The sequence below is a fragment of the Proteus alimentorum genome, from assembly GCF_002607735.1.
In the GTDB taxonomy this organism is placed as follows: domain Bacteria; phylum Pseudomonadota; class Gammaproteobacteria; order Enterobacterales; family Enterobacteriaceae; genus Proteus; species Proteus alimentorum.
On the sequence record NZ_NBVR01000013.1, the window covers coordinates 1 to 24,223 of the forward strand.

Annotated in this window: 23 protein-coding genes; 19 read left to right on the top strand and 4 right to left on the bottom strand. The window is 39.7% G+C overall.

The window, feature by feature from the left end:
- The first annotated feature begins 222 nt into the window (after nt 1-222).
- Both B6258_RS01860 and mdtD read left to right on the top strand, forming a co-directional pair.
- Complete coding sequence (locus tag B6258_RS01860) at nt 223-909, top strand: FadR/GntR family transcriptional regulator (RefSeq protein WP_099073849.1); 687 nt, start codon at nt 223-225, stop codon at nt 907-909.
- Between the two features lie 82 nt (nt 910-991).
- Nucleotides 992-2,386 (top strand): multidrug transporter subunit MdtD, encoded by a 1,395-nt coding sequence (mdtD, locus tag B6258_RS01865; RefSeq protein ID WP_099073850.1) that lies wholly within the window; start codon nt 992-994, stop codon nt 2,384-2,386.
- 68 nt (nt 2,387-2,454) lie between these two features.
- Here mdtD and rbsK read toward each other — a convergent pair whose 3' ends face one another.
- Nucleotides 2,455-3,384 (bottom strand): ribokinase, encoded by a 930-nt coding sequence (rbsK, locus tag B6258_RS01870; RefSeq protein WP_099073851.1) that lies wholly within the window; start codon nt 3,382-3,384, stop codon nt 2,455-2,457.
- Between the two features lie 281 nt (nt 3,385-3,665).
- Between rbsK and ravA the strand changes: the two genes are divergently transcribed.
- Both ravA and viaA read left to right on the top strand, forming a co-directional pair.
- Nucleotides 3,666-5,165, top strand: coding sequence for an ATPase RavA (ravA, locus tag B6258_RS01875; RefSeq protein ID WP_099073852.1), 1,500 nt, complete (start codon nt 3,666-3,668; stop codon nt 5,163-5,165).
- Between the two features lie 7 nt (nt 5,166-5,172).
- Nucleotides 5,173-6,630 (top strand): ATPase RavA stimulator ViaA, encoded by a 1,458-nt coding sequence (viaA, locus tag B6258_RS01880; protein WP_099073853.1) that lies wholly within the window; start codon nt 5,173-5,175, stop codon nt 6,628-6,630.
- Here viaA and asnA read toward each other — a convergent pair whose 3' ends face one another.
- Nucleotides 6,631-7,623, bottom strand: a complete 993-nt coding sequence (gene asnA / locus B6258_RS01885) for an aspartate--ammonia ligase (protein ID WP_099073854.1) — start codon at nt 7,621-7,623, stop codon at nt 6,631-6,633.
- A gap of 159 nt (nt 7,624-7,782) precedes the next feature.
- Here asnA and asnC point away from each other — a divergent pair, with 159 nt between their 5' ends.
- The 15 genes from asnC to glmS all read left to right on the top strand — a co-directional run bounded on the left by asnC (nt 7,783) and on the right by glmS (nt 22,738).
- Nucleotides 7,783-8,244, top strand: coding sequence for a transcriptional regulator AsnC (gene asnC / locus B6258_RS01890; protein WP_099073855.1), 462 nt, complete (start codon nt 7,783-7,785; stop codon nt 8,242-8,244).
- Nucleotides 8,245-8,344: 100 nt separating this feature from the next.
- Nucleotides 8,345-8,785, top strand: coding sequence for an FMN-binding protein MioC (mioC, locus tag B6258_RS01895; protein WP_099073856.1), 441 nt, complete (start codon nt 8,345-8,347; stop codon nt 8,783-8,785).
- A gap of 377 nt (nt 8,786-9,162) precedes the next feature.
- Nucleotides 9,163-11,061, top strand: coding sequence for a tRNA uridine-5-carboxymethylaminomethyl(34) synthesis enzyme MnmG (gene mnmG, locus B6258_RS01900; protein WP_099073857.1), 1,899 nt, complete (start codon nt 9,163-9,165; stop codon nt 11,059-11,061).
- Nucleotides 11,058-11,684, top strand: a complete 627-nt coding sequence (gene rsmG, locus B6258_RS01905; RefSeq protein ID WP_099073858.1) for a 16S rRNA (guanine(527)-N(7))-methyltransferase RsmG — start codon at nt 11,058-11,060, stop codon at nt 11,682-11,684. Before mnmG ends, rsmG begins: the two co-directional genes overlap by 4 nt.
- 612 nt (nt 11,685-12,296) lie before the next feature.
- On the top strand, nt 12,297-12,674 hold the full coding sequence (gene atpI / locus B6258_RS01910; protein ID WP_099073859.1) for a F0F1 ATP synthase subunit I: 378 nt from the start codon (nt 12,297-12,299) through the stop codon (nt 12,672-12,674).
- 31 nt (nt 12,675-12,705) lie between these two features.
- Complete coding sequence (atpB, locus tag B6258_RS01915; protein WP_072071088.1) at nt 12,706-13,530, top strand: F0F1 ATP synthase subunit A; 825 nt, start codon at nt 12,706-12,708, stop codon at nt 13,528-13,530.
- 45 nt (nt 13,531-13,575) lie between these two features.
- Nucleotides 13,576-13,815 (top strand): F0F1 ATP synthase subunit C, encoded by a 240-nt coding sequence (gene atpE, locus B6258_RS01920; RefSeq protein WP_004246596.1) that lies wholly within the window; start codon nt 13,576-13,578, stop codon nt 13,813-13,815.
- Nucleotides 13,816-13,876: 61 nt separating this feature from the next.
- On the top strand, nt 13,877-14,347 hold the full coding sequence (gene atpF / locus B6258_RS01925) for a F0F1 ATP synthase subunit B (protein ID WP_036914499.1): 471 nt from the start codon (nt 13,877-13,879) through the stop codon (nt 14,345-14,347).
- A gap of 12 nt (nt 14,348-14,359) precedes the next feature.
- Nucleotides 14,360-14,893: a F0F1 ATP synthase subunit delta gene (atpH, locus tag B6258_RS01930; protein WP_006534344.1), complete on the top strand. Its 534-nt coding sequence runs from the start codon at nt 14,360-14,362 to the stop codon at nt 14,891-14,893.
- Nucleotides 14,894-14,907: 14 nt separating this feature from the next.
- Nucleotides 14,908-16,449, top strand: a complete 1,542-nt coding sequence (gene atpA / locus B6258_RS01935; RefSeq protein ID WP_006534343.1) for a F0F1 ATP synthase subunit alpha — start codon at nt 14,908-14,910, stop codon at nt 16,447-16,449.
- Nucleotides 16,450-16,507: 58 nt separating this feature from the next.
- Nucleotides 16,508-17,371: a F0F1 ATP synthase subunit gamma gene (gene atpG / locus B6258_RS01940; RefSeq protein WP_006534342.1), complete on the top strand. Its 864-nt coding sequence runs from the start codon at nt 16,508-16,510 to the stop codon at nt 17,369-17,371.
- Nucleotides 17,372-17,405: 34 nt separating this feature from the next.
- On the top strand, nt 17,406-18,788 hold the full coding sequence (atpD, locus tag B6258_RS01945; protein ID WP_023583323.1) for a F0F1 ATP synthase subunit beta: 1,383 nt from the start codon (nt 17,406-17,408) through the stop codon (nt 18,786-18,788).
- A 21-nt stretch (nt 18,789-18,809) separates the two neighbouring features.
- Nucleotides 18,810-19,226, top strand: a complete 417-nt coding sequence (locus B6258_RS01950; RefSeq protein ID WP_006534340.1) for a F0F1 ATP synthase subunit epsilon — start codon at nt 18,810-18,812, stop codon at nt 19,224-19,226.
- Nucleotides 19,227-19,378: 152 nt separating this feature from the next.
- On the top strand, nt 19,379-20,752 hold the full coding sequence (gene glmU / locus B6258_RS01955; RefSeq protein ID WP_099073860.1) for a bifunctional UDP-N-acetylglucosamine diphosphorylase/glucosamine-1-phosphate N-acetyltransferase GlmU: 1,374 nt from the start codon (nt 19,379-19,381) through the stop codon (nt 20,750-20,752).
- Between the two features lie 159 nt (nt 20,753-20,911).
- The gene (gene glmS / locus B6258_RS01960; RefSeq protein ID WP_099073861.1) at nt 20,912-22,738 is read left to right on the top strand and encodes a glutamine--fructose-6-phosphate transaminase (isomerizing); all 1,827 of its coding nucleotides are present in this window, start codon (nt 20,912-20,914) and stop codon (nt 22,736-22,738) included.
- Nucleotides 22,739-22,911: 173 nt separating this feature from the next.
- Here glmS and B6258_RS01965 read toward each other — a convergent pair whose 3' ends face one another.
- Nucleotides 22,912-23,358 carry a DUF411 domain-containing protein gene (locus tag B6258_RS01965; RefSeq protein ID WP_099073862.1) on the bottom strand — a complete coding sequence of 149 codons (447 nt, stop codon included), beginning with the start codon at nt 23,356-23,358 and terminating at the stop codon, nt 22,912-22,914.
- 210 nt (nt 23,359-23,568) lie between these two features.
- On the bottom strand, nt 23,569-23,976 hold the full coding sequence (locus B6258_RS01970; RefSeq protein WP_099073863.1) for a YgiW/YdeI family stress tolerance OB fold protein: 408 nt from the start codon (nt 23,974-23,976) through the stop codon (nt 23,569-23,571).
- Nucleotides 23,977-24,223 lie beyond the last annotated feature (247 nt).

Sequence of the window (24,223 nt, forward strand, 5' to 3'; positions counted from 1 at the left end):
GCGTGGCTTGTTGTTTGCTCATCGCCGGTCAGTGGATGCGCATTATAGGGAGATCTCGGATTAGCGCAAGTGTTTATTTCATTTTTTTTTCTGTTCGCTTTTTTTTTCAACAAAATAAAGAAAAACGCTCTAATTTTATGCTGATAGCGTGAAATCCGAACAGCTTTCTCTAGCTGACTCACGTAAGATAGAAGATAAATTATGGTATAGGTAACCTTTATTATGCAATTTAGCGAACAACGTTCAGCTTCTCAAAAGAATCTTTCTTATATAGTTGCTGAAAAATTAGGTAAACAAATTCTTTCTGGTCACTATGAGCCTGAATCTTTGTTACCAGGAGAAATAGAATTAGCAGAATTACTCTCTGTCAGTAGAACTGTTATTCGAGAAGCAATAAAAATGCTTGCGGCTAAAGGAATGCTTTTACCTCGTCCAAGAATAGGTACTCGTGTTACTCCAATGCAAAATTGGAATCTATTAGATAATGATCTTCTTAATTGGTGGATAGACAGTGGTGAATTTAATAAGGTCAGCCATTATTTCCATCACGTTCGTTTAGCAATAGAACCTCAAGCCTGTTATTTAGCCGCATTTAATGCAACCGAAAGCCAAAAGCAGTCTCTTGCTTTATTTGGTAGAGAAATGCAGTTGCTTGATGAGAATTTTGATAGACAACATTGGCTAGATATCGATACTCAATTTCACTATCTCATTTATCAAGCAAGTGGCAATCCATTCTTTGCCTCTTTCGGCTCATTATTTCTTTCTGCTTATAAAAAGTATTTCGATCTTATTGTGGGTAATGAAACCGTTCAACCGGAAACACATAACCAAATTGTTCAGGCAATTATTAATAAAGATGGAAATAAGGCGCGTGATCTCTGTTTAATATTATTAACAAGTGATTGAATAGTTTTAATACAAATTTTGTAGGTTTTCTGTTTATAATGAAGCGATAATCAAAATATAGAACAAAGACGGTACATGCTTCATGTTGAAATCCGCCAAAAATATGTCTGGGTTGCCTTGGATTGCTGCAATGGCTTTTTTTATGCAGGCTCTCGATGCAACCATTCTTAATACGGCATTACCAGACATAGCAAAAAGCCTTAATCATTCTCCTCTCGCTATGCAATCGGCAGTTATCAGCTATACCTTAACTGTTGCATTATTAATTCCCGTTAGTGGATGGCTAGCTGATAGATTTGGAACGCGTAAAATTTTTATTATTGCGGTTTCTTTATTTTCAGGTGGCTCTTTATTATGTGCACTTTCTCCTAACCTTACTTTTCTTGTTATTTCACGAATTATACAAGGTATAGGTGGCGCAATGATGATGCCGGTTGCACGCCTTGCTTTACTAAGAGCTTATCCGCGCAGCGAATTACTGCCCATTCTCAATTTTGTCACAATGCCAGGATTAGTCGGTCCCATAGCAGGGCCTCTTTTAGGGGGAGTACTGGTTACTTATGCTTCTTGGCATTGGATATTTATTATAAATATTCCTATTGGCCTATTAGGTATTTTCTATGCCATAAAACATATGCCTAATTTCACTATGCCAAAACGTAAATTTGATTTACTTGGCTTTATTTTCTTTGGTTTTGGCTTAGTCATGCTTTCTGTCAGCCTTGATCTTTTTGGTGATAAAAATATCTCTCGATATATTCCTATTGCCATTATTTTAGGTGGATTTTCTTTACTGGGGTTATACATCAATCATGCAAAACACCACCAGCAACCACTAATTCCTCTCAATATATTTAAAACACGAACTTTCTCTGTCGGTATTGCGGGAAATATTGCAACAAGATTAGGAACTGGGTGTATTCCTTTCTTAATGCCACTTATGTTGCAAGTGGGTTTTGGCTACCCTGCAATTATTTCCGGTATGATGATGGCACCAATGGCTCTGGGTTCCATTTTAGCAAAATCATTTGTCACAAAGATCTTAGTGAAATTTAGCTATCGCCGAACACTCTTTGCTATCACTATTATTATTGGTTTGATGATCGCTCAGTTTTCACTTCAATCTCCTGATATGTCTATTTACTATCTTGTTATTCCACTCTTTTTATTAGGTGTGGTCATGTCTATACAATTTACATCAATGAATACAATTTCATTGGCTGACTTAACAGACAACAATGCTAGCTCAGGAAATAGTGTTTTGGCTGTCACCCAACAATTGGCAATTAGTTTTGGTATTGCAGTGAGTGCATCTATTTTAGGATATTTTGATACAGAGAATGTGGGCACTACGGTTGATAACTTCCATTATACTTTTATTACTGTTGGTATCATTACATTGCTTTCTTCCTTTGTATTTTTACTCCTTGATAAACATGATGGCGATAATCTAACTAATAAAAAGAAAAAAGCCTGATAACGTTATTCAAACTAGACAAAGAGAGCATAAGCTCTCTTTGTTTTTCTATATAATAGAAAAATACACTACAAAGACGACGCTAAAAAAGCATCTACCTCATGGCGCCATGGTACTGATGGTTGAGCGCCTGCTCGAGTAACAGCAATGGCAGCCGCAGCATGAGCAAACTTAATCGCTGGCATCATAGATTGCCCTTCTAATAAAGCAGTAATTAGCGCACCATTAAATGTATCGCCTGCTGCGATAGTATCAACAGCTTTCACTTTAAAGGCAGAAACAATGCAACCTTTACTATTTTTCTCACTCACCCAAACTCCACGGCTTCCTAATGTAATAAGAACCGTTTTAATACCTTTATGATGTAGAACATCTGCTGCTTGCTGAGCACTTTCATCATCTATTACTTTAATTCCGGTCAGATATTCAGTCTCTGTTTCGTTTGGAGTAATAATATCAACAAGTGATAATAATTCATCTGGTAATGCTTGAGCGGGTGCGGGGTTTAGTATTACTTGCACATTTTCTTGTTTAGCGATTTCAGCTGCTTTCAATACTGAATCAAGTGGTGATTCTAATTGCATTAACAGAGCATCAGCTGCTTTTATAATACTCCCATGACGCTGAACATAACTTGTATCTAATCGTCCGTTAGCACCAGCATGAATACCAATAACATTTTCACCCTGTTGATTAACGAAAATCAGTGCAACACCCGTTGCTACATCATCAATTAACTCAATGCTATTGGTATCAATGTTATCTGTCATTAATTGAGCTTTGGCTTTTTTACCTATATCGTCATTCCCTAAACAAGCAAGAAACGAAATATTAGCACCACAACGCCCAGCAGCAACCGCCTGATTAGCACCTTTACCGCCAAATACCATTTGAAATTGGTTGCCTGAAATGGTTTCACCAGGAAGCGGAAAATGGGCAACATTAAGAATATGATCAGCATTAACACTACCTAAAATCACAAGTTTCTTCGCTTCCATGATTTTTCCTTACTCTCAATAATAAATTCTAGATGCATTGCATAAATGACATTCAATATTTTAAACCGATCATCTCAGCAACATTAATGAAAAAACGTGATCACCATCGAAACGTTTCGCTAGTAAAACAAAAAAGAACCAAAAATAAGCAGTAGGAAGCTGAATCGATTTTTGTTATAAACAATTTGTGTGCTAATAGAATGTTTGACTATATGTCAGCAATCCTTTTCTGATATTTTCAGAGTGAAGACGAAAATAAGTACCCATTATTAGGAGTGTTTATGCAACTTGCAGAGCGGATTTCACAACTTAGCCAATATCTTGAAACTGGGCTTTATGAGCGACAGTCAACTATCCGTCTTTGTCTACTTGCAGCACTGAGTGGTGAGAGTGTTTTCTTACTTGGCCCTCCAGGTATTGCAAAAAGCTTAATAGCCAGAAGAATGAAAGAAGCCTTTAAAGAGGCCAAAGCTTTTGAATACCTAATGACACGTTTTTCAACACCCGAAGAAATTTTTGGTCCTTTATCTATTCAAGCCTTAAAAGATGAAGGTAAATATCAGCGTTTGGTTGAGGGATATTTACCTGATGCCGAAGTCGTCTTTCTTGATGAAATATGGAAAGCAGGACCCGCTATTCTTAATACATTATTAACAGCAATTAATGAACGTAAATTTAGAAATGGAGAAGCTGAAGTCGCTATTCCAATGCGTTTATTAGTCTCCGCCTCTAATGAACTACCAGATTCAGACAGTAGCCTTGAAGCACTATATGACCGAATGCTTATTCGTATTTGGTTAACAAAAGTTCAGGATAAGAAAAACTTTCGCGCATTACTTATAAATAAAGAAGTAGGTTCTTTTCATATTCCAGAACATATCCAGATTACCGCAGAAGAGTTCTCACGCTGGCAGTCAGAATTAGAAAAAGTCACTTTGGATGACCACTTATTTGATTTAATTTATCAACTTCGTGAGTCTTTAGATAAAAGTGATGCTGCACCTTACGTTTCAGATAGGCGTTGGAAAAAAGCGGTACGCCTTTTACAAGCCAGTGCCTTTTTTAATGGTCGTAGTGCTATTTCACCATTAGATCTTATTTTATTAAAAGATTGCCTGTGGCATGACCAAGCATCATTTGCATTATTAGATAAGTTATTACAAAGCCTTTTAACAGAACAAGCCTACCACCAGCTAGAATTGATTAGAAAAACAGAAAGTTTATGGGCTGAGTGGATGCAATCGACAAGAAGTAAGCAAGATCAACAGGCTTTTCGTTTTGAAAAACAAAGTGGAATGTTTGGACGAAATGCACATTTTAGCCTATCGGATAAAATGCATGCTGATAAATTCACCCTGTTTTTACACATCCCTCTGCATATTCATAGTATTCAAGTTAACTTTATTACTATCGAGCAAAAGGCATTAGAAAACTTTTTGGCTAAAGGGGATGAGTTATTAGCACGTTTAAATGGTATTGGTTTTCCACAATCAATTAACGCACAAATACGCCAAGATGGCATATTAGAAATTTTGGATGTGAGCCGTCGAACAACATCTCTTTATCAACAAAAAGAGACAGCGCCTACTGTTCCTATTGAAGATAACAAAGAGTGGCAAGATAAGCTAAAAGATCTGACTGAAGAAATTTATGGTGAGCAGGAAAAATTTAATCATCATCAACCCAATTTATTTATTGATAATGATTGGCTTATTTCCATCGAACAAAGTTTTGTTCAGATTAATGAGAAATTATCGCAATTAAAAAGCCAAATAAAGTAATGATATTATGCTGACACTTTCAACATTAGATATGCTTTTAGCCATAAATGAAGGGCAACTTATTGAGGAAGTTATTATTTCTATACTTGCATCACCTCAATTAGCCGTATTTTTTGAAAAGCATCCAAGACTCAAAAAAGCCTTACTTAAAGATATCCACCAATGGAAAAAGAGCTTACAACAAAGAGTTAAAGAAACATTAGTACCAACAATGATTGCTGATGAATTTGCCCTTTATCAACAAACACAGTCATTAGGTAACGCCATATTTAATCAGCAAGTAAAGCAAATACTGGCTGAATTAAATAAGCTAGATTCCTCTTTTATTGAAGAAGCATCACAACTAATTAAAACCAATAAGCCTTTTTCACCCGCTCAACAAGCTTTGTTTATCCAACATTGGCGGATAAGTTTAATTTTCCAAGTCACTGCATTACACAAAGCCTTATTTGACCAAGAACAAGAGCAACTTCTTGCTGAGCTTCAGGAACGTTTAGCGCTAAGTGGAAGCTTAAGTAATACATTTTCAGAAAATGAGCGTGCAGCAGGACGTTTATGGGATATGAGTAAAGGTGTTTTAACAAAAACCCCTTTCGATGAGAAAATTATTCAACGTTATAGCGACTTTCTCGATCAACAACCTGAATTACATAAACTCGCAAGTTTGCTAGGTCGTAGCAAAACAGCTAAATCACTTCCTGAAGAGAGTGTTATTTTTGAACCGGTCACTATTGTTGAAAAAGCACCAGATACAACACCAGAGCAAGTCAATGGAATAGGGCTCAGTGATGATATCTTACGCTTACTTCCCACAGAGCTCGCCTTATTAGGTATTAATGAAATCGAATATGAATTTTATCGAAAGCTGGTGGAAAAACAGCTCAATACTTATCGATTACAAGGGGATAATTGGCAAGAGCGTACTGTATTACGTCCAGTAACTCATCATCATGATGAAGAAAGACCAAGAGGGCCTTTTATTGTATGTATTGATACATCAGGTTCAATGGGAGGATTTAACGAACAGTGTGCTAAAGCTTTTGGGTTAGCATTGATGAAAATAGCGCTAGCCGACAATCGTTCATGCCATGTAATGTTATTTTCTACTGAAACTGTACATTATCAATTATCATCATCTAATGGTCTGCAAGATCTTATCAAGTTTTTAAATCAGTCATTTAGAGGGGGAACAGACTTAAGTGCTTGTTTAGATAATGTCGCAGAAAAACTAAATACCCCAGCATGGAAAGATGCTGATGCTGTTGTTATTTCTGACTTTGTCGCCCAAAGGTTACCCGAAAACCTAATCAACAAAATCAAAAAAAGCCAACAGCAACAGCACAATCGCTTCCATGCGGTTACCCTATCCAATTACGGTAAACCCAGTATCATGAAAATCTTTGACCATATATGGCGTTTTGATACTGGATTAAAAAGTCGTTTACTTCGACGCTGGCGCCAATAACTACAGCATATCGGCGAACGCTAAACGGGTATCTTTTTCCCATACACCGCATTGTACTTGTCCAATGTGCTCTTTTTGTAGCAGTAACATCACTAAACGAGATTGGCCAATACCGCCACCGATAGTTTGTGGCATATCACCCTGCATTAATGCTTTGTGCCAATCCAGTTCAAGACGCTTAGTATCATCTGTTAATGTTAACTGACGCATTAATGTTTCAGGATCGACACGGATACCCATTGATGACAATTCAAACGCATCTTGTAGAACAGGGTTCCAGACAAGAATGTCACCGTTTAAACCTTCAAATCCATCTTCGTTTGGTGTCGTCCAGTCATCATAATCAGGTGCTCTCACATCATGAGACTCACCACTAGAAAGCTTGCCACCAATCCCAATTAAGAAAACGGCGCCATATTCTTTTGCAATCGCTTTTTCACGGCCTTTAGCATCAAGGTCAGGATAACGTTGCAGTAACTCTTCAGTGTGGATAAATTGAATTTGATCTGGTAGGAACGGTACCAGACCAAATTCTTCGCTGACGGCTTTTTCAGTTTCTTTTATTGCCTGATAAATTTTACCCACTGTCTGCTTAAGATAAGGAACTGTACGCTCTTTATCTTCCATCACTTTTTCCCAATCCCACTGATCAACATAAACAGAGTGGATCTGGGTTAAGCGATCTTCGTCTGGTCGCAAAGCTTTCATATGAGTATAAAGACCTTGACCAGAACTAAATCCAAAACGACCTAATGTTTTACGTTTCCATTTAGCTAATGAATGGACAACCTCAAAAGTAGAATCTGGTAAAGATTTGACTTTAACTTGTACTGCCTTCTCATGACCAGATAAGTTATCTTGAGTTCCATCACCAAGGCGACTTAAGATCGGTCCTTGAACTTCAATCAGTCCTAATTCTTTTTCCAACAGTCGTGAAAAATAAGATTTAACAAAGCTAATTTGCTGTTGAGTCTGGATGAATGATTTTTCCATTTTTGTATCCCTAGTGGTGATGTCGTGTTTCGCTGATATAGATTAAGCAACAAAATGGGTACTAAATTCAATATACCTCATTAAAAATAGCCTTGTGTGTTTTAAATCGTTAAAAATAACGCTATAAAAATGTATTATCGTTAAAAACAGAGGGAAATTATGGACAATATTTATCAGATCGATAATCTCGATCGTGACATACTTCACGCATTAATGGCGAATGCGAGAACACCTTATGCTGAATTAGCCAAAAAATTCGAAGTAAGTCCGGGCACAATTCATGTTCGAGTAGAGAAAATGAAGCAAGCTGGAATAATTACAGGAACTCGAGTTGATATTAGTGAAAAGCAACTTGGTTTTGATGTCTGCTGCTTTATTGGCATTATTCTTAAGAGTGCAAAAGACTATCACACCGCATTAGATAAATTAGATAAGTTGGATGAAGTTGTAGAAGTGTACTATACAACAGGGCAATACAGTATTTTTACGAAAGTTATGTGTAAAAGTATAGAAGCCTTGCAAGACGTACTTATCAACAAAATCCAGACAATCGATGAAATTCAGTCAACAGAAACACTGATCTCACTGCAAAACCCGATAGTAAGGACGATCAAGCCATAAGGGTTAATTCTTATTTTTTTTTATAACCACATTATCCACAGGTAGATCCCAAGTGATTCACAGCGTACAATAGCGCGTCTTAAACATAAGGAGATCATTAATGAAAAAAGTCACTCTTATTAGTGGCAGTACCATGGGTAGTGCTGAGTATGTCGCAGAACACCTTGCAGAGATCTTATCTGATGAAGGATTTGAGACAGATCTGCACCATGGTCCTTCTCTTAATGATCTTCCAAATGAAGGGATCTGGCTGGTGGTCACATCAACGCATGGTGCAGGTGATCTTCCTGACAACCTACAGCCTTTTGCTGATGAAATATCTGCTGACTCTGTTGATCTGAGTAATGTCACCTTTGGTGCGATCGGTATTGGAAGTAGTGAATATGACACTTTCTGCGGTGCGATCAGAACATTGGATCAAAAATTGGTAGAAAAAGGGGCGACTCGCCTTGGCGATCGTCTCGAAATTGATATTCAAAAGTATGACATTCCAGAAGATCCAGCAGAAGAATGGATGGCTTCTTGGAAAAATTTACTTTAAATTGCACAAAAAAACAGCAAACGAATGTGGATAACTCTGCTTAAAAGCAGGGGTTAACCCGTAGTTATCCATTGTATAAGGCTATATCAAGAAATGACCTGTGCATAAGTCGTCATTTTGATCCCAGCTTATCAGCAGATAGATCACGGATCATTCACAGTATATGATCCTTTACACTTTTATGATCTTTAAATAGAAAATCCACTTATCCACAGAGGATCGCTTCCTTAATAAAAGATCTAATAAAGAGATCTTTAAATAAAAAGATCTTTAAATAATTACCTGCGGATCTGCTCGCTTGTATCTGTCAAAAAGTTGAGTAGAATTCGTTTTCCCAATGCAACACATTCAGCATTCGTAACATTTAAGGTTCACACATGTTTTATCCAGAACACTTTGACGTCATTGTCATCGGTGGTGGTCACGCCGGTACAGAAGCCGCTATGGCTGCAGCTCGTATGGGGCGTCAAACCCTATTACTGACCCACAATATTGATACGTTGGGCCAAATGTCTTGTAACCCAGCTATTGGTGGGATTGGTAAAGGGCATCTGGTAAAAGAGATCGATGCCATGGGTGGATTAATGGCAACGGCTATTGACCATGCAGGGATCCAATTCAGAACCCTTAACGCAAGTAAGGGTCCAGCTGTAAGAGCAACAAGAGCACAAGCTGACCGTGTTCTTTATCGCCAAGCTGTTCGTACTACTCTTGAAAATCAACCTAATTTAATGATCTTCCAACAACCTGTTGAAGATCTCATTGTTGAAAATGACCAAGTAACAGGGGCTGTTACTCGCATGGGCTTAAAATTCCGTGCTAAGTCTGTTGTTCTAACAGTAGGTACTTTCCTTGATGGAAAAATCCATATTGGTTTAGAAAATTACAGTGGTGGTCGTGCAGGTGATCCACCATCAGTTTCGTTATCACACAGACTACGCGAATTGCCTTTACGTGTAGGTCGTTTAAAAACGGGTACACCACCTCGTATTGATGCAAGAACGATTGATTTTAGCCAATTAGCTGTTCAGTTGGGTGATACTCCAATGCCTGTTTTCTCGTTTTTAGGTAATGTGGATCAGCATCCAGAGCAAATGCCTTGCCATATCACATACACAAACGAAAAAACGCACGATGTTATTCGTAATAACCTCGATCGTAGCCCAATGTATGCAGGTGTCATCGAAGGAATAGGCCCTCGTTATTGCCCATCTATTGAAGATAAGGTGATGAGATTTGCTGATCGTAATTCACACCAGATCTTTTTAGAGCCAGAAGGTTTAACAAGTAACGAAATTTACCCTAATGGTATTTCAACAAGCTTACCTTTTGATGTTCAAATGCAAATCGTAAATTCCATGAAAGGTATGGAAAATGCGAAGATCATTAGACCGGGTTACGCAATTGAATATGACTTCTTCGATCCTAGAGATCTAAAACAAACCCTAGAAAGCAAATTTATCAATGGATTATTCTTTGCTGGACAAATTAACGGTACAACCGGTTATGAAGAAGCTGCGGCTCAAGGCATGCTTGCTGGGCTTAATGCGGCACGTTATGCTTTCGATCAAGAAGGTTGGTTCCCACGTCGTGATCAAGCATACATTGGTGTATTAGTTGATGATCTTTGCACACTAGGTACAAAAGAACCGTACCGTATGTTTACCTCTCGTGCTGAATATCGCTTGATGTTACGTGAAGATAATGCCGATTTACGTCTGACTGAAATTGGACGTGAATTAGGCATGGTTGATGATAACCGTTGGGCACAATTTAGCGAAAAAGTTGAGTTAGTTGAAAAAGAGCGCCAACGTTTAAGAGATATCTGGGTTCATCCTAAAGCAGATAATATTTCTGAAATTAACGAGTTACTTAATACACCACTATCTAAAGAAGCTAATGGTGAAGATTTATTACGTCGCCCTGAAATGACGTATGACATTTTGAAAAAAATCCCTCGTTTTGCTCCAGGTATTGATAATTCAAAACCACAAGCTGCTGAACAAGTTGAAATCCAAGTTAAGTACGAAGGTTATATCAGTCGCCAGCAAGAAGAGATCGAAAAACAACTGCGTAATGAAAATGCAGCGTTACCGATAGATCTGGACTATAAGCAAGTTAGCGGATTATCTAACGAAGTGATTGCGAAACTTAACGATCACAAACCAACATCGATCGGTCAAGCATCACGGATCTCAGGTGTTACACCTGCGGCTATTTCCATTTTATTAGTTTGGTTGAAAAAACAAGGCCTATTACGCAGGAGCGCATCATGAGTGACTTACTTAATCGGCTAAAAAAGCTGGCTAAGCAAGCCAATATTGAGCTTACAGATATTCAAGCTGAAAAACTCACGGGTTATGTGGCTATGCTTGATAAATGGAATAAAGCATACAACCTCACATCAGTGAGAGATCCACAGCAAATGCTAATCCGTCATATTTTGGATAGCATTGTTGTGAGTCAGTATCTTGAAGGTGAAAGATTTATTGATGTGGGTACAGGCCCCGGATTACCCGGTATTCCATTGGCGATAATGCGTCCCGATCACCATTTTGTCTTATTGGATAGCTTAGGTAAACGCGTTCGCTTTATGAAGCAAGTTCAGCACGAGCTAGGACTTAATAATATCGAGCCAGTTCAATACCGAGTTGAAGAATACCAAACAGAGAAGCCTTTTGATGGTGTTATCAGTCGAGCATTTGCCTCTATGAACGATATGCTCTCTTGGTGTTCTCATTTAGTGACTGAAGAACACGGTCATTTTTATGCATTGAAAGGACAAATTCATCAAGAAGAGTTAGATGAACTTGCTGATAATGGATTAAAAATGCCTGAAAAAGTGATTAGCTTATCGATACCTGAATTGAATGAACAAAGACATTTGGTGATTATTTAATCAAATATATTGTGTCTTACTGATCCTTTTTTCATTTTTTGTGCTCTGGCGATAATATTTACAATGTTATCGCCATTTGTTTTATGGGGATTTATGAGAAGCATTAAAATTCACTAAGATAAAACAATAAATTAACAAGTTATTATCTTTTTCTTTAATCCTCTTTGTAACCTTAATTTTTCTCTTTTTATTTCCAAAATAAATTAATAATTCTGTGCATTATAAAATATTGAATTTATTTAATTGAAATTCGCTTAATTATTTTTCAATTGCCACTAAATTGTTCATAAAAGGGAGTTTATTTGTTAACCCCGTTATACAATTTATGAAATAAACTTTATTTATACTTCTATATTTGTGATGTGTATCACGCTATTTATTTTATTCAGCACTATTATTTTGACTCTTTTTGTTCTTAATCATTTTTCATAAATGGAACCTTGGTAAGAAATTTAAATTAATCTTCACTTTTTCGCTACTTATTGATTGAATTCATTGCCACGCCCCGTATAATTTGCTCGTTTTTGTCACTTGACACTTTATAGCAAAGACAGTTTGATACATCATTCAGTAATACCTTTTACGATAGCTAGTCTGGAGAATACAAACGTCATGTCTGTCTCCCTCTACAACGGGAAAGTTGCACTGAAACTGTTATTTTTGCAGTTTATGACTTTTGTTATTCTCAGTGCGGGTTTCTACTTAAAGAGTACAGACTGGAGTTTTTCGGCTTTTTTAGGCGGATTTGCGTGTTGGTTACCCAATATTGCTTTTCTTTTGTTAATGCGCTTACAAAAAGTCAATGAAGAAGAAGCTCCAGTTCGCATAAACTGGCTTTTTGCTTTCAGTGAAGGGTTGAAGGTTATATCATCAATAGCCTTGCTGATTGTTGCTTTAGGAGTGTTTAAAGCGGCATTTGCACCACTGGTCATGACCTACTTAGCGGTGCTTGTTATGCAGGTCGTTGCACCAGCCGTCATTAACGGTTAGCGTTTTTAACAACAAAAGGGTAATTGGCATCATGTCTGCATCAGGAGAAGCATTAACCACTAGAGACTACATAGGTCACCACCTGAATAACCTTCAGTTGGACCTGCGTACTTTCGAGTTGGTCAATCCCCATGCTGAAAATGCGCCATCATTCTGGGTGTTAAATATTGACTCACTTTTCTTTTCAGTACTGATGGGAGCACTATTCCTATGGCTGTTTAGAAAAGTAGCAGTAAGAGCAACCAGTGGCGTACCGGGAAAATTCCAGACTGCAGTAGAAATGATCATCGGTTTCGTTGATAGCAGCGTCCGTGATATGTATCACGGAAAGAGCAAGGTCATTGCACCTTTGGCATTGACTGTGTTCGTTTGGGTGCTGTTAATGAATGCCCTGGATTTATTACCAATCGACTTCATCCCTTATATCGGTGAACACATCTTAGGGTTACCAGCGTTACGCATCGTTCCGACTGCGGACGTGAGTATTACTCTATCGATGGCAATTGGTGTATTTATCCTGATCCTTTTCTATAGCATTAAGATGAAAGGCATAAAAGGGTTTACAAAAGAGCTGACTTTACAGCCTTTTAATCACCCAATTTTTATTCCTGTCAACTTAATCTTGGAAGGGGTAAGCCTGCTATCAAAACCTGTTTCCCTCGGTCTTCGACTGTTTGGTAACATGTATGCAGGTGAACTGATCTTTATTCTTATTGCTGGTCTGTTACCGTGGTGGTCACAGTGGTTATTAAGCCTTCCTTGGGCAATATTCCACATACTGATTATTACGTTACAAGCATTTATTTTCATGGTTCTAACGATTGTCTATCTGTCGATGGCATCTGAAGAACATTAATTATTAACTCTTTGAAGAAATAACTGAAACAAACTGGAGACTGTCATGGAAAACCTGAGTATGGATCTGCTGTACATGGCTGCCGCTATTATGATGGGTTTAGCTGCAATCGGTGCTGCAATCGGTATCGGAATCCTCGGAGGCAAATTTTTAGAAGGTGCTGCTCGTCAGCCTGATCTGATCCCTCTTCTGCGTACACAGTTCTTTATCGTTATGGGTCTGGTTGACGCCATCCCAATGATTGCTGTGGGTCTGGGCCTTTACGTGATGTTTGCTGTTGCCTAATGATGGCAATGAGCAGTAAAAGCATCAAGTTAGTTAATAACCAAGAAAGAGGTATTGTGCTGTGAATTTAAATGCAACAATCCTCGGCCAGGCCGTCGCATTTGTCCTGTTTGTTTTGTTCTGTATGAAATTCGTATGGCCACCAATTATGGCGGCCATTGAAAAACGTCAAAAAGAAATTGCTGACGGTTTATCATCTGCAGAACGTGCTAAAAAGGACTTAGATTTAGCGAAAGCCGATGCAGGCGATCAGCTAGCGAAAGCAAAAGCAGAAGCGCAAGCAATCATTGAATCAGCGAATAAACAACGCACTCAAATGATTGAAGATGCTAAAGCAGAAGCAGAGCAAGAACGTAGTAAGATCGTTGCACAAGCTCAATCCGAATTGGATGCAGAGCGTAAACGTGCTCGTGAAGAACTTCGTAAACAAGTCGCAATGCTGGCTATCGCAGGTGCCGAGAAAATTATTGAACGTTCCGTGGATGAAGCTGCTAATAGCGACATCGTTGATAAACTGGTCGCTGAACTGTAAGGAGGGAGGGGCATGTCTGAAATAGCAACGGTAGCTCGCCCCTACGCCAAAGCAGCTTTTGACTTTGCTGTGGAAAACCAGGCTGTCGATAAATGGCAGGTTATGCTGGCGTTCACCGCTGAAGTAGCACGCAATGAGCAGGTAACCGAATTACTTTCTGGTTCTTTAGCATCAGAAAAACTGGCTGACATCTTTGTAGACCTTTGTGGCGAACAATTAGATGGTCATGCTCAGAATTTAATTCGAGTTATGGCTGATAATGGCCGTTTATCAACGTTGCCTGAAGTATTGAGCCAATTTATTCAATTGCGCGCAGTGCTAGAGTCAACGGTTGACGTTGAAGTAACTTCTGCCATTGAGCTAACTAAACAGCAGCTAGCTAACATTTCTGCAGCGATGGAAAAACGTCTATCACGCAAAGTGAAGCTGAATTGCAAAATTGATAAGTCTGTTATCGCAGGCATGATTATACGCGCCGGTGACCTCGTCATCGATGGCAGTATTCGTGGCCGTTTAGAGCGATTAACGGACGTCTTGCAGTCTTAAGGGGACTGGAGCATATGCAACTGAATTCCACTGAAATCAGCGAACTGATCAAGCAGCGCATTGCTCAGTTCAATGTAGTGAGTGAAGCTCACAATGAAGGTACGATTGTATCCGTTAGTGACGGTATCATTCGTATCCACGGTTTAGCCGAAGTTATGCAGGGTGAGATGATCGCACTGCCGGGTAACCGTTTCGCTATCGCACTGAACTTAGAGCGCGACTCTGTTGGTGCGGTTGTGATGGGTCCTTATGCTGACTTAGCAGAAGGCATGAAAGTTAAATGTACAGGTCGTATTCTGGAAGTACCTGTTGGGCGTGGTCTGCTTGGCCGTGTGGTAAACACACTGGGTGAGCCGATTGATGGTAAAGGTGCAGTAGAGCATGATGGATTCTCACCTGTTGAGATGATTGCTCCTGGTGTTATCGACCGTCAATCAGTTGATCAGCCTGTACAAACAGGTTACAAATCCGTCGATGCCATGATCCCAATTGGTCGTGGTCAGCGTGAATTGATCATCGGTGACCGTCAAACAGGTAAAACTGCTCTGGCTGTCGATGCGATCATCAATCAACGCGACTCTGGCATTAAATGTATCTATGTCGCTATCGGTCAGAAAGCCTCTACTATTTCGAACGTTGTTCGTAAATTAGAAGAACATGGCGCGTTAGAAAACACCATTGTTGTTGTTGCTTCTGCATCAGAATCAGCAGCGCTGCAATACCTAGCACCTTATTCTGGTTGCGCAATGGGTGAATACTTCCGTGACCGTGGTGAAGATGCCCTGATTATTTATGATGACCTGTCTAAACAGGCTGTCGCATACCGTCAAATTTCACTGTTACTTCGTCGTCCACCTGGACGTGAAGCATACCCTGGTGACGTTTTCTATCTGCACTCCCGTTTACTGGAGCGTGCTGCTCGCGTTAATGCTGAGTACGTAGAAGCTTTCACTAATGGTGAAGTTAAAGGTAAAACCGGCTCTCTGACTGCGTTACCTATTATCGAAACGCAAGCAGGGGACGTTTCTGCATTCGTTCCTACGAACGTAATCTCTATTACCGATGGTCAGATCTTCTTAGAATCTAACCTGTTTAACGCAGGTATCCGTCCAGCTGTTAACCCAGGGATCTCCGTATCTCGTGTTGGTGGTGCAGCTCAGACTAAGATCATGAAGAAACTTTCTGGTGGTATCCGTACTGCACTTGCGCAGTATCGTGAGCTGGCAGCATTCTCACAGTTCGCTTCCGATCTGGACGATGCTACCCGTAAACAATTGAACCACGGTCAGAAAGTGACTGAATTGCTGAAACAGAAACAGTACGAACCAATGTCTGTCGCACAACAGTCTTTATCACTGTTTGCAGCAGAACGTGGTTATCTGGAAGATGTTGAAATTTCAAAAGTTGTGCCATTTGAAGCGGCTTTATTAGCTTATGCCTCTCGTGAACATGCTGATTTATTGAAAGAAATCAACCAGACTGGTACTTATAACGAAGAAATCGAAGCGAAGCTGAAAGGTGTGCTAGAAAACTTCAAAGCGACTCAGTCCTGGTAATAACTATTCGGCCTAATAGTTAAATATTAGGCCGTCTGGTTCATGAGGAGAAGCAGAAATGGCCGGCGCAAAAGAGATACGTTCGAAGATCGCCAGTGTGCAAAACACACAGAAGATCACTAAAGCGATGGAGATGGTCGCCGCGTCGAAAATGCGTAAAACGCAGGAACGCATGGCAGCCAGCCGTCCTTATGCAGAAACCATGCGCAGTGTGATTGGTCACCTTGCGTTAGGGAATCTGGAATACAAACATCCATACCTCGAAGAGCGTGAAGTTAAACGTGTCGGGTACCTGGTTGTTTCGACCGACCGTGGTTTGTGTGGTGGTTTGAACATTAACTTGTTCAAAAAACTGCTGGCAGACATGAAAGAGTGGTCTGAAAAAGGTGTACAGGTAGATTTAGCACTAATCGGTTCTAAAGCCGCTTCATTCTTTGGCTCAGTAGGCGGGAATGTGGTTGGTCAAGTAACGGGTATGGGTGATGATCCAAAACTGTCAGACCTTATCGGTCCAGTCAATATCATGTTGCAGGCTTATGACGAAGGTCGTTTAGATAAACTGTATGTGGTGGCAAATAAGTTCATCAATACCATGGCTCAAGAGCCTAAAATTCTTCAGGTTTTACCATTACCACCAGGTGATGATGAAGAGCTGAAAGAAAAATCTTGGGATTATCTGTACGAACCTGATCCTAAGGCGTTACTGGATACTTTACTGCGTCGTTATATCGAATCGCAAGTTTACCAGAGCGTCGTAGAGAACTTAGCGAGTGAGCAGGCCGCCCGAATGGTCGCGATGAAAGCCGCTACAGATAACGGTGGTAACCTGATTAAAGAACTGCAATTGGTGTACAACAAAGCACGCCAAGCAAGTATTACTCAGGAACTTACAGAAATTGTGTCTGGTGCAGCCGCGGTATAACAGCTAGGTTTACGAATTACGTAGAGGATTCAAGATGGCTACTGGAAAGATTGTCCAGGTAATCGGCGCCGTAGTGGACGCCGAATTCCCTCAGGATAGCGTCCCTAAAGTATACGACGCTCTTGAGGTTATGAATGGTAAAGAAAAACTGGTGCTGGAAGTTCAGCAACAGTTAGGCGGTGGTATCGTTCGTTGTATCGCAATGGGTACATCAGACGGTTTAAGCCGTGGCTTAAAAGTTGAAAACTTAGGCCACCCAATTGAAGTACCAGTAGGTAAAGCAACACTGGGACGTATCATGAACGTTCTGGGTACACCTATCGATATGAAAGGTGATATTGCAACCGAAGAACGTTGGTCTATCCACCGTGAAGCGCCAACCTACGAAGAGTTGTCAAACTCACAAGAACTGCTTGAAACCGGTATCAAAGTAATGGACTTAATCTGTCCATTTGCTAAAGGTGGTAAAGTCGGTCTGTTCGGTGGTGCGGGTGTTGGTAAAACAGTTAACATGATGGAATTGATCCGTAACATCGCGATCGAGCACTCAGGTTACTCTGTATTTGCCGGTGTTGGTGAACGTACTCGTGAGGGTAACGACTTCTATCATGAAATGACAGATTCTAACGTTCTTGACAAAGTATCGTTAGTTTATGGTCAGATGAATGAGCCACCAGGAAACCGTCTGCGCGTAGCACTGACGGGTCTGACTATGGCTGAAAAATTCCGTGATGAAGGCCGTGACGTACTGTTATTCGTTGATAACATCTATCGTTACACCTTAGCAGGTACTGAAGTATCAGCTCTGTTAGGTCGTATGCCATCAGCGGTAGGTTACCAGCCAACATTGGCTGAAGAGATGGGTGTTCTGCAAGAACGTATCACTTCAACCAAAACAGGTTCAATCACCTCTGTACAGGCTGTATACGTACCTGCGGATGACTTAACTGACCCATCACCAGCAACAACGTTTGCTCACTTAGATGCGACAGTTGTACTGAGCCGTCAAATTGCTTCATTAGGTATCTACCCTGCGGTTGACCCACTGGATTCAACCAGTCGTCAGTTAGACCCACTGGTAGTTGGCCAAGAGCACTATGATGTCGCTCGTGGTGTTCAGTCTATCCTGCAACGTTATCAGGAACTGAAAGACATCATCGCTATCTTAGGTATGGATGAACTGTCAGAAGAAGATAAACTGGTTGTTGCGCGTGCGCGTAAGATCCAGCGCTTCCTATCTCAGCCATTCTTCGTTGCTGAAGTATTTACCGGTTCACCAGGTAAGTTCGTTTCCCTGAAAGACACTATCCGTGGCTTTAAAGGTATTCTGAACGGTGATTATGACCACCTGCCAGAGCAGGCGTTCTACATGGTTGGTACTATCGAAGAAGCAGTAGAAAAAGCTAAGAAGCTTTAATACGGCTGACGGGAGGTTGATATGGCCGATACATCGTTCCACCTGAAAGTTGTCAGCGCTGAAAAGCAGTTATATGACGGCGAAGTCAAACGAATTCAGGTAACTGGTAGCGAAGGTGAGCTCGGTATTTATCCGCAGCATACCCCGTTATTAACTGCCATAAAACCGGGCATGGTACGTGTCGTAAAAACATCGGGCGAAGAAGAGGTTATCTACCTTTCTGGTGGTATTCTCGAAGTTCAGCCGACGGGCGTCATTGTACTAGCAGATACAGCTATCCGTGGTCGTGATTTGGATGAAGCGAAAGCGTTGGAATCTAAGCGTAAAGCTGAAGAACACATTCAATCCTCTCATGGTGATGTTGATTATGCTCAAGCATCAGCAGAATTAGCCAAAGCGATTGCAAAACTACGTGTAATCGAATTGACTCGACGTTGATGTAAATAGGCAGTCTATGAATAAAAAAGCCAGTTGGTTCTTCGCTAACTGGCTTTTTTGCGTCATGAAATATTTTGTGTGACGAAATATGTAGTATTATTTGGCATAAACAGGTTTACTTGCCATTCTTTACGGGAGTTATCGGGTTAATTATGTCTAATTCAGCTAAAAGCGTTGTTATTCTTGCTGCGGGAAAAGGCACCCGCATGTATTCACAGTTACCTAAAGTTCTTCATAAACTTGCGGGTAAATCCATGGTTCAACATGTGATTGATACTGCCAAGTCATTAGGTGCTCAACAAACACACCTTGTCTATGGGCATGGTGGTGATCTAATGAAAGAAAAATTAGGTTCACAACCTGTTAATTGGGTACTACAAGCAGAGCAACTAGGAACAGGTCATGCAATGCAACAAGCTGCGCCTTTCTTTGCTGATGATGAAGATATCCTGATGCTTTATGGTGATGTTCCACTTATCACCAAAGAAACGTTAGAGCGTTTAATTGAAGTCAAACCAGAAGGCGGTATTGGTTTATTAACAGTTATTTTAGATAACCCAACTGGCTATGGTCGTATTGTTCGTGAAAATGGCGAAGTGACTGGCATTATCGAACAAAAAGATGCTTCTGAAGAACAACTCAAAATTACTGAAATCAACACCGGTATTTTAGTGGCAAACGGTGGTGATTTAAAACGTTGGTTAGGTAAGCTCAATAATAACAATGCACAAAAAGAGTATTACATTACTGACATTATCGCGTTAGCGTATAAAGAAGGTCGTAAAATTGAAACGGCTCATCCTCGCCATCATAGTGAAATGGAAGGCGTGAATAACCGTTTACAACTGGCTGCATTAGAACGTATTTACCAAACAGAACAGGCTGAACGCTTATTATTAGAAGGCGTTATGTTGCTTGATCCTGCACGTTTTGATTTACGTGGTACATTAACTCACGGTAAAGATGTTGTAATTGATACTAACGTTATTATTGAAGGCGATGTAACTTTAGGAAATAACGTTGAAATTGGTACGGGATGTGTCCTGAAAAACTGTGTGATTGGTGATAATTCTATTATTAGCCCATATACGGTGATCGAGGATGCAAACTTAGCTCAAGCGTGTACTGTTGGGCCATTTGCACGTCTTCGTCCAGGTAGTGAATTAGCAGATAAAGCTCACGTTGGTAACTTTGTTGAGATGAAAAAAGCAAGCTTAGGTGTTGGCTCTAAAGCAGGTCATCTGACTTACTTAGGCGATACTGAAGTCGGTGCTAACGTTAATATCGGCGCTGGTACTATTACTTGTAACTACGATGGTGCGAATAAATTCAAAACAGTTATTGGTGATGATGTCTTTATTGGCTCAGATACCCAGTTAGTGGCGCCAGTTACTGTTGCTAATGGTGCAACAATTGGTGCAGGAACAACACTTACTAAAAACGTGAATGAAAACGAATTAGTGATCAGTCGAGTGAAGCAAACTCATATCAGTGGATGGAAACGTCCAGTGAAGAAAAAACAATAATTTTAAGAAAAGGGCGTATATTTCATTAGCGCCCTTTTCTTGTACGCTATTATTCTAAAAACAAAAAATATCCCCGCTTTCTACAATGGCTTGGGGAACAAACCAATCAGGTATAAGACATCCAAGTGCGAATAAACGCACAGTTTTAGGAATAACACAATGTGTGGAATAGTAGGTGCAGTTGCACAACGCGATATCGCTGAAATCTTAATTGAAGGTTTACGTCGTTTAGAATACCGCGGTTATGATTCTGCGGGTTTAGCGGTTGTGGATAATGACTGTAAAATGACTCGCCTGCGTGAAGCTGGCAAAGTACAAATGCTGGCAGAAGAAGCAGAAAAAACACAAGTGATTGGTGGTACAGGTATTGCTCATACACGTTGGGCAACACATGGTGAACCTTGTGAAGATAATGCGCATCCTCATGTATCAGGTACGATTGCGGTTGTACATAATGGCATTATCGAAAACTACCAAGAACTGAAAGCTGAATTAATTAAAAAAGGGTATCAGTTTGCTTCTCAAACTGATACTGAAGTCATTGCTCACCTTGTTAACTGGGAACAGCGTCAGGGTGGGACATTACGTGAAGTTGTACAACGCGTTATTCCTCAATTACGCGGTGCTTACGGTACCGTTATTATGGATAGCCGAACACCCGAGTTATTAGTCGCTGCTCGTTCTGGTAGCCCGCTGGTGGTAGGTCTTGGCGTGGGTGAAAACTTCCTTGCTTCTGACCAATTAGCGCTATTACCTGTTACTCGCCGCTTTATCTACCTTGAAGAAGGGGATATTGTTGAAATTACTCGTCGTCATGTTCATGTTTTTGATGTGAATGGCAATGAAGTTAATCGTGATACGATTGAATCAAATGTTCAATACGATGCGGGTGATAAAGGTATTTACCGTCACTACATGCAAAAAGAGATCTACGAACAGCCTCTAGCGATTAAAAACACGCTTGAAGGTCGTTTAAAATCAGAAACGATTGATCTCTGTGAGCTAGGGCCTAAAGCTGAAGAGATCTTATCTAAAGTTGAACATATTCAAATTGTCGCTTGCGGGACTTCTTATAATGCCGGTATGGTTTCGCGTTATTGGTTTGAATCATTAGCGGGTATTCCTTGTGATGTTGAAATTGCATCAGAATATCGTTATCGCAAACCCGCGACTCGCCGTAACAGCTTATTGATTACATTATCTCAATCAGGTGAAACAGCAGATACATTAGCTGCATTGCGTTTATCTAAAGAGCTCGGTTATTTATCTTCTTTAGCGATTTGTAACGTTGCTGGTTCTTCTTTGGTTCGTGAGTCTGAATTTGTTTTAATGACGAAAGCAGGTGCTGAAATTGGTGTTGCATCAACCAAAGCATTTACAACACAGTTAGCCGTTCTATTAATGCTGGTGGCATATATGGGACGTATTAAAGGTGTCGCAACATTAGAGCACGAAGTTTCAACGGCATTACACGCATTACCAAGCCGCATTGAAAGCATGTTATCGAAAGATAAAGTGATTGAAGCGTTAGCTGAAGATTTCTCAGAAAAAAGCCATGCTTTATTCTTAGGTCGTGGCGACCAATACCCGATTGCGGTAGAAGGTGCATTAAAGCTAAAAGAGATCTCTTATATTCATGCTGAAGCTTATGCCGCTGGTGAATTAAAACATGGCCCATTAGCATTAATTGACGCAGATATGCCAGTTATCATTATTGCGCCAAACAATGAATTATTAGAAAAACTAAAATCTAATATTGAAGAAGTCCGTGCGCGAGGTGGATTGCTGTATGTGTTTGCAGATCAAGATGCAGGCTTTGAAGAAAACGAAACCATGAAGCTGATTTCTTTACCTCATGTTGAAGAGCTTATCGCGCCTATTTTCTATACTGTACCATTACAGTTGTTGTCTTATCATGTGGCGTTAATTAAAGGCACAGATGTAGACCAACCGCGTAACTTGGCAAAATCGGTTACGGTTGAATAAATAAAGCCAAAGTGAGCTTTATCCTAAAAAAAACCAGTCACGCTGTAAAAAGCAGACTGGTTTTTTTTATACCCGAAAATAAAACGCTACCCGCAAATCGATAACAGGCAGAGGAAAATAGCACTCTCGGAGAGAGATATCGCTATTAAAACAACACAACGGTAAGAACAAAACTAGTTGTAAGACTTAAATAGGGATTGGTTACCTGACTTATCAAAGGCGATAACTTGGTAAGGCTCTTTGTAATCACCGGCATACATACCTAAACTACCCGCAGGCATTCCTGCAACCGCAATGCCTGATTTAGATTTATCCACTAATTCGATATTTTTTAAGCTATCAACAGGGATGTGTCCGACTAAATCTTTACCTTGATAAGTTGCAAAGTGGCAACTTAATAAATTATTGGGTACACCGGCTTGTTGATATTTTTCCATTAATTGTGTTTCTGAAACAAAATTCACTTTGACATTAAAGCCTGCTTCTTTCATACCGTCTGCCCATAACGCACAGCACCCACAACTCTCTGTTTTATAAACCTCAACAATATTATTAGAAGCATAAGCTGTACTTGTGAAAGCAGAGATTGCAATGATAGAAAGCAGTAATAATTTTTTCATTGTTCATTCCTTTCATTAAATTGATAGACGAAACAATAATCTTTCCCCCTACTGGAAGGTCAATTTAATTAAGGTATAAACGCGTAGAGTTTTGTAAAAAAATATTTATATAAAACAAAGATATAAAAATAAAAGCTAATATGTTTCAATATATTAGCTTTTATGATAATCAGATGGTGTTTAATTTAAAGGCAAATTATTTGATGGTAATTATTTGATAATGGTAATTTGTTTTACATCGATCTCAGTACTTGTCCATTCTTTATCAACTTTACCTTCAATTCTGACCGTATTGTCGGGTGTCACTGTTTGTCCACGCCATCTTTTATTGTCGATATCTACATTGATACCACCTGTGCTATCTTCAAAAACGTACAGCTCATCACCAATTTTTTTCGTAATTTTGCCCGTTAAGATAACCCAAGTGTCATCAGAAAGATCTTTTGCTTTAGCAACCGTGGTTTCACTAATAGAAGGGCCTTTAAATCCCCCTTGATCCGCACTTGATTGGATAGTGCCTTGAGGAGAAACAAAACCACCATTATTATGAGATGTTGTATTGGCTTGAGATGCAAAAGCCAACGTACTACCAATTAATAATACCAGTATTTTTTTCATATCAAGCTCGCTTATAGATTAATAATTCAACTAATTAATATGTTAGATTTTATTTCATTTCTATGTATAAAACCGCACGTTAAGGTAAATTTGCGTATTAATATATCAACTGATTGATATTGTCTTTTCAATTATAGACCTTTATTTTGCTTTGTTCTTTTTGTTGATATAAGCATCTATCACTAAAGACCTCTTTTCTTTAAGTTAAATCCTCTAGTTATTTCCCCTTGGGATCAGTGTAGACCGT